Genomic DNA, 5,515 nt, shown 5'->3' on the forward strand with positions numbered 1-5,515 from the left:
GTGAGGTCGACGTCGGAGTTATCCGGCTTGACGCGGATCTTGACGTTGTAGTCGATGACGCGTTTGACCGCGACGAGGATCTTCATGGTGTTTCTCCTGTTCTTGTTATGGGCCCTAGCAGAAGGCCTGGAGGCCGGTCTGGGCGCGACCGAGGATCAGGGCGTGGACGTCATGGGTGCCCTCGTAGGTGTTCACCACCTCGAGGTTGACCAGGTGGCGTGCCACCCCGAACTCGTCGCTGATGCCGTTGCCACCCAGCATGTCGCGCGCCAGGCGGGCGATATCCAGGGAACGGCCGCAGCTGTTGCGCTTCATGATCGAGGTGATCTCCACCGCGGCGCTGCCCTCGTCCTTCATGCGGCCCAGGCGCAGGCAGCCCTGCAGGGCCAGGCAGATATCGGTCTGCATATCGGCCAGCTTCTTCTGGATCAGCTGGTTGGCGGCCAGCGGACGGCCGAACTGCTGGCGGTCCAGGGTGTATTGGCGGGCGGTGTGCCAGCAGTCCTCGGCGGCGCCCAGCGCGCCCCAGGCGATGCCGTAGCGAGCCGAGTTGAGGCAGGTAAAAGGACCCTTGAGGCCGCGCACCTCGGGGAACAGGTTCTCCTCCGGCACGAAGACATCATCCATGACGATCTCGCCGGTGATCGAGGCGCGTAGCCCCACCTTGCCGTGGATCGCAGGAGCGGAGAGGCCTTCCCAGCCCTTCTCCAGCACGAAGCCACGAATATCGCCCGCGTCGTCCTTGGCCCACACCACGAAGACGTCGGCGATGGGGCTGTTGGTAATCCAGGTCTTGCTGCCGGTCAGGCGGTACCCGCCCTCGACCTTGCGGGCACGGGACACCATGGAACCGGGATCGGAGCCGTGGTTGGGTTCGGTCAGGCCGAAGCAGCCGATCCACTCGCCGCTGGCGAGCCTGGGCAGGTACTTCTGCTTGGTCGCCTCATTACCGAATTCGTTGATCGGCACCATCACCAGCGAGGACTGCACGCTCATCATTGAGCGGTAGCCGGAGTCGACCCGCTCGATCTCCCGGGCGATCAGGCCGTAGCAGACATAGTTGAGGCCACTGCCGCCGTACTCCTCGGGGATGGTGGCGCCGAGCAGGCCGGTCTCACCCATCTCGCGGAAGATGGCCGGATCGGTCTGCTCGTGACGGAAGGCCTCCAGCACGCGGGGGGCGAGCTTGTCGGCGGCGAACTGGGCGGCACTCTGCTGCACCATGCGCTCTTCGTCGCTGAGCTGCTGGTCGAGGAGCAGCGGGTCCTGCCAATGGAAAGCGGGATTCTGGGACATGTGGGAATTTCCTCTGTTTGTGGTGGTGGTCGCGGGAAGCCGTCAGCTGGCCTCGAGAAGGTCGGCATAGGCCTTCAGGTGGCGGTCGTCATCGCCGAAGCGGTGGCCAAGCATCACCAGATGGCGGGCATGGTGGGCGAGGCTGTACTCCCAGGTCATGCCGATGCCGCCGTGGAGCTGGATCGCCTGCTCGGCGATGAACTGAGCGGCGCGCTTGACCACATGCTGAGCAGCGATCAGCTGGCGGCTACGCTCGGCGCTCGTCGGCTCGTCGGCCACGCAGGCGGCGAGGATCGCCATGGAGGTGGCCAGTTCCAGCTCGGTAGTCATGTCCACCATGCGATGCTGAAGCACCTGGAAGCGGCCAATCGGCTTGCCGAACTGCTCACGAGTCTTGAGGTACTCCAGGGTCAGCTCGCAGGCCTGCTGCATGCTGCCTACCGCCTCGGCGCACTGGGCCGCCATGGCGCGTCCCAGCTGATGATCCAGGGCCGCAAAGGCCTCACCGGCCTGCCCAAGCAGGGCATCGTCGCTCACCGTCACACCACCGAAGGTGAGATCGCAGGCCCAGGGGCCTGCCATGGTGGGATAGCTACGGCGCTGCACGCCTTCAGCGGTGGGGTCGACCACAAACAGCGAGAGGCCGTTGCGCTCGCCGAGCTCGCCTGCCGTACGTGCCACCACCAGGATCTTGTGAGCGGCCTGCCCGCCGATCACCACCGACTTGCGGCCGGTCAGCCGCCAGCCGTCACCCACGCGCTCGGCGCGGGTCTCGGTCCACTCGGGCCGGTAGTGGGTATGCGGCTCCTCGCTGGCCACCGCAAGCAGCAGTTCACCGGCAGCCAGGGCCGGCAGCAGCGCCTCGCGCTGTGACTCGCTGCCCAGCGCCTGCACCAGGCCGCCGCCGAGGATCTGCGACTCCAGGAACGGCTCCAGGCAGAGGCCACGACCAAGCTCCTGCATCACCACCAGATTCTCGACCCCGCTGCCGCCCATGCCGCCCTGGGCCTCGTCGATGGGCATCGCCAGCACGCCGAGTTCGGCCAGCTGAGCCTGGAAGGCCTCGCTGAAGCCCGGCTCGCTGCGTTGCACCCGGTCGCGCTCTTCGAAGGTATAGTGCTCCCTGACCAGTCGGGTCAGCATGTCCTGCAGCATCTGCTGCTCGTCACTGAAAGAAAAGTCCATGGTGGCCTCCTATAAGCCCAGCTGGGCCTTCGCCAGGATGTTCTTCTGGATCTCGTTGGAGCCGCCGTAGATCGACAGCTTGCGCAGATTGAAGTAGTGCGCGGCCGGCGAGACGCTGTAGTCGGCGTGGAGAGGCTCGCCGTCATGCTCGAGTGTCATCTCCTCCACCAGGAACGGCAGGGCGTGAGGGCCCAGCACCCGACGGGCCAGGTCGCTGATCGCCTGACGGATCTCGGAACCGGTGATCTTGAGAATCGAGCTCTCCGCACCGGGCACGCCACCGGCCTGAGCACGGGCGAGGATGCGCAAGGTGCTCATCTCCACCGCCATCAGGCGCATCTCCACCTCGGCGATGCGCTGGCGCAGCAGCGGATCCTCAAGCGCGGGGCGACCGTCGATCACCTCGTGGCGGGCGATCTCCTTGAGATGGGCGAGTGCTGCCTTGGAGATGCCGACGCCGGCCTGGCCGGTGCGTTCATGGGTCAGCAGGTACTTGGCACAGGTCCAGCCGTCGTTCTCCTCTCCCACCAGGTTCTCCACTGGCACCCGGACGTCATTGAAGAACACCTCGTTGACCTCGTGGGCGCCGTCCAGGGTGATGATCGGCTGCACCGAGATCCCCGGCGTATCCATGTCGATGAGCAGGAAGGAGATGCCGGCCTGGGGCTTGGACTCGGGGTCGGTGCGCACCAGGCAGAAGATGCGATTGGCATGCTGGCCTAGAGTGGTCCAGGTCTTCTGGCCATTGACGACGTAGTGATCGCCGTCGCGCACCGCGCGGGTCTTCACGGAGGCTAGGTCGGAGCCGGCACCCGGCTCGGAGTAGCCCTGGCACCACCAGTCGCTGCCATCGAGGATGCGCGGCAGGTAGTAGTCCTTCTGCTGCTGGGTTCCGAACTTGATGATCACCGGCGCCACCATGTTGACGCCGAAGGAGATCAGTCGCGGCGCACCTGCCGCCGCGCCCTCCTCCTCGAAGATGTGCTTCTCCACCACGCTCCAGCCGGTACCACCATATTCAACCGGCCAGTTGGCGGCGTACCAGCCGCGGCGATGGAGGATCGCCTGCCAGCGCTGGTGGTCCTCCTTGGTCAGTTTCTTGCCCAGTCGCACCTTGGCGGCGATGTCATCGGGCAGCTCGTCCTTCAGGAAGGCCTGCACTTCCTCACGGAAGGCGAGCTCCTGATCATTGAAGTGGATATTCATGGGTTGGTCCCCCGTTGGTCATCTCCGCCTGGCTGCGCCTTGCGGCTGTCGCTGCCCCGGGCCAGGAAGGCCTCCACCTTGGCCTGGCGCTGCGGCGAGGCCAGGCACTCGAGGAATAGCTCGCGCTCGCGCGCCAGTGCCTTGTCGAAGGGTTGGGTAAAGGCGGCTTCGAGTGCCTCGGTCGCCTTGAGTGGCGCCAGATCGCCGGACTCCGGCAGTGCCAGTGCCGCGCGCTGACGAGCCAGCCAGTCGAGAGGGTCGTCGCTCGAAGAATGGAGCGCCTGCTCCCGGGTGGGCCTTACGCCCCGTCCGGCGAACTCGGCCCCCATGGCGATACGCACCTCCTCGGCGGTATGCCCCTGCTCGGCCACGCCATCCACCAGCCCCAGCTCGAGGGCCCGGTCGCTACCGATGGGCTCTCCGGACAGGATCCGTTCGAGGGCGGCTTCCAGGCCGATCAGTCGCGGCAGGCGCTGGGTGCCGCCGGCGCCGGGAATCAACCCCAGCTTCACTTCGGGCAGGCCGAAACGCGCCTCGGGCGCGGCGAGCCGGTAATGACACGCCATGGCCAGCTCCAGCCCTCCGCCCAGGGAGACGCCGTGCATCCAGGCCACCACCGGCTTGGGCGAGCTCTCGATGGCATCGATCACCTCCGGAAGCAGAGGCGCCTGGGGAGCCTGGCCGAACTCCTTGATATCGGCACCGGCAGAGAAGCAGCGCCCCCCCGACTGCAGCAGGATCCACTCGATCCGGGAGTCATCCAGTGCCGCAACCAGGGCCTTCATCAATCCAGATCGCACCGCCTGTCCCAGGGCATTCACCGGCGGCTTGAAGATCGTGATCAGGCCACAGCGGCCCTCTCGAGTCATGGTGACGGGGTTGCTCATGTGACGCTCTCTCCCGTGTTGTTGTCGTCAGCCACGCGGCCAGGGCAGCGCTCTCGCCAGGCCGACTCACCGACAGCATTCATGACAATGAGATGTCACACCGTCTGCTGAATCACTGCACCTGACATGAAGCCGAGTCTAGCCACACCCAAAATAAAAGACAATGTATTGACATAATTTTTATCCTGGCCTAGCTTGATATCAGCCGCAGGGCGATGGCGGCACCGAAAATCAATCAAGCATTTGATAAATAACAATTTACCATCAGGAGCTTGCATGCCAATCCATACGAATCTGACGCCTGAGCGCAGAAGCACCATGGTTGAGCAGGGCGTCTGGAATGACAGGGTCATTACGGACTATCTGGATGAGGCGGTGGCCTCGGCCGGTGACAAGACCGCCATCGTGACCTACCGAATGGCTGACGGCAGCCGCAGCGAACTCAGCTATCGCGAACTGAACGACAAGGTCACTCGCCTGGCGGCGGGGCTGGCGGGGCTCGGCGTGGAGCAGGGCGATGTCGTCTCCTGCCAGCTGCCCAACTGGTGGCAGATGACCGCCCTGCATCTGGCCTGCGTGCGCATCGGGGCGGTGCTCAACCCGCTGATGCCGATCTTCCGCGAGCACGAACTCGAATTCATGCTCGGCATGGCCGACAGCAAGGTGCTGGTGGTGCCGCAGACCTTCCGCAAGTTCGATCACGGCGCCATGGCCCACCACCTCCAGCACTCACTGCCCAAACTCGAGCATGTGCTGGTGATCGACGGCCAGGGCGAGGAGAGCTTCGAGCGGGTACTGCTGGAGCGTGCCTGGGAAGAGGAAATCGACACCGCCGAGCTGTTCAAGGCACGCCGCCCCTCGGGCGACGACGTGGTGCAGATCCTCTATACCTCCGGCACCACCGGTAAGCCGAAGGGGGTGATGCACACCTCCAACACCCT

General features: G+C 65.1%; 6 protein-coding genes and 1 pseudogene. 1 reads left to right on the plus strand and 6 read right to left on the minus strand.

The window, feature by feature from the left end:
- From RAN53_RS16205 to RAN53_RS16230, 6 genes and pseudogenes are all read right to left on the minus strand, one after another.
- Positions 1-86 (minus strand): annotated as a pseudogene (locus RAN53_RS16205) (electron transfer flavoprotein subunit beta/FixA family protein); the annotation flags it as partial.
- A 28-nt stretch (positions 87-114) separates the two neighbouring features.
- A complete protein-coding gene (locus RAN53_RS16210) occupies positions 115-1,296 on the minus strand; it encodes an acyl-CoA dehydrogenase (protein WP_305797837.1) in 1,182 nt (393 codons plus the stop codon).
- Positions 1,297-1,338: 42 nt separating this feature from the next.
- Complete coding sequence (locus RAN53_RS16215; protein WP_305797838.1) at positions 1,339-2,481, minus strand: acyl-CoA dehydrogenase family protein; 1,143 nt, start codon at positions 2,479-2,481, stop codon at positions 1,339-1,341.
- Positions 2,482-2,490: 9 nt separating this feature from the next.
- Positions 2,491-3,687 (minus strand): acyl-CoA dehydrogenase family protein, encoded by a 1,197-nt coding sequence (locus RAN53_RS16220; protein WP_305797839.1) that lies wholly within the window; start codon positions 3,685-3,687, stop codon positions 2,491-2,493.
- The gene (locus tag RAN53_RS16225; RefSeq protein ID WP_305797840.1) at positions 3,684-4,574 is read right to left on the minus strand and encodes an enoyl-CoA hydratase/isomerase family protein; all 891 of its coding nucleotides are present in this window, start codon (positions 4,572-4,574) and stop codon (positions 3,684-3,686) included. Before RAN53_RS16225 ends, RAN53_RS16220 begins: the two co-directional genes overlap by 4 nt.
- A 95-nt stretch (positions 4,575-4,669) precedes the next feature.
- Positions 4,670-4,852 (minus strand): hypothetical protein, encoded by a 183-nt coding sequence (locus RAN53_RS16230; protein ID WP_305797841.1) that lies wholly within the window; start codon positions 4,850-4,852, stop codon positions 4,670-4,672.
- On the opposite strand from RAN53_RS16230, the gene RAN53_RS16235 reads away from it, so the two are divergent.
- Positions 4,851-5,515 (plus strand): AMP-binding protein (locus tag RAN53_RS16235; RefSeq protein WP_305797842.1); only part of this gene is annotated, 665 nt, incomplete at its 3' end. The two genes, RAN53_RS16230 and RAN53_RS16235, sit on opposite strands and share 2 nt — an antisense overlap.

Origin of the sequence: Halomonas sp. SSL-5, from assembly GCF_030708455.1 — a bacterium.
Lineage (GTDB): Bacteria > Pseudomonadota > Gammaproteobacteria > Pseudomonadales > Halomonadaceae > Halomonas.

Bases quoted from the DNA above. Each gene is read 5' to 3' on its own strand.
- RAN53_RS16210 (WP_305797837.1), bottom strand. From the start codon at position 1,296: ATGTCCCAGAATCCCGCTTTCCATTGGCAGGACCCGCTGCTCCTCGAC.
- RAN53_RS16230 (WP_305797841.1), bottom strand. From the start codon at position 4,852: ATGCAAGCTCCTGATGGTAAATTGTTATTTATCAAATGCTTGATTGAT.
- RAN53_RS16215 (WP_305797838.1), bottom strand. From the start codon at position 2,481: ATGGACTTTTCTTTCAGTGACGAGCAGCAGATGCTGCAGGACATGCTG.
- RAN53_RS16220 (WP_305797839.1), bottom strand. From the start codon at position 3,687: ATGAATATCCACTTCAATGATCAGGAGCTCGCCTTCCGTGAGGAAGTG.
- RAN53_RS16225 (WP_305797840.1), bottom strand. From the start codon at position 4,574: ATGAGCAACCCCGTCACCATGACTCGAGAGGGCCGCTGTGGCCTGATC.